Origin of the sequence: Proteiniclasticum sediminis (assembly GCF_018128025.1) — a bacterium.
GTDB lineage: Bacteria > Bacillota > Clostridia > Clostridiales > Clostridiaceae > Proteiniclasticum > Proteiniclasticum sediminis.
In genome coordinates, this window is sequence record NZ_JAGSCS010000083.1 from 1 (window position 1) to 530 (window position 530).

Consider the following 530-nt stretch of genomic DNA (forward strand, 5'->3'; position numbering starts at 1 on the left):
TCAGACTGTAGACAAAGCGACCAATTTCCGAAAAGAAATGGTCGCTTTGTTTTTTATGTGGCAAGAATTAGCTTTTCATCGAATATATCCCGTAATCCGGGGCCTGGAAGGCCCCACTTTTTGATCATCATCGCTAGTTTCTTCAAATTCATGCATGCAAAAGTAAGCCCGACTTTCATCTTCATTCGAGCCATCCCTTTTAAGTTCGTGTAACGCAACCCATGATACTCCTTTGCCGTTCCAAAGCAGCGTTCGATGGTTTCTTTTCGTTGTTCATAGAGCTGCTTGTTGCCGAGGGTGTGCCGCAACTCCTCACACCGTTCCAGATAGGGATCCCAGATGTGCCGGGTAACCACCTTCACGGAGTTTTTGCTCTGGGTGCACTGCTGGAGTTGAGGGCATGTTCGACATATGGCACCACAGCTTTTATATTCTCGATATCCCTCTCGATTTGTAGTGGAGTAGAGTAGGATTTCATTCTGAGGACAAAGATAGCAATCAAAGTGTTCATCATAGACATACTCATATTT

At 44.9% G+C, this 530-nt stretch carries 1 pseudogene; it reads right to left on the reverse strand.

Going from position 1 to position 530, the window contains the following annotated elements:
- Positions 1-110: 110 nt before the first annotated feature.
- Positions 111-530 (reverse strand): annotated as a pseudogene (locus tag KCG48_RS14660) (transposase); the annotation flags it as partial.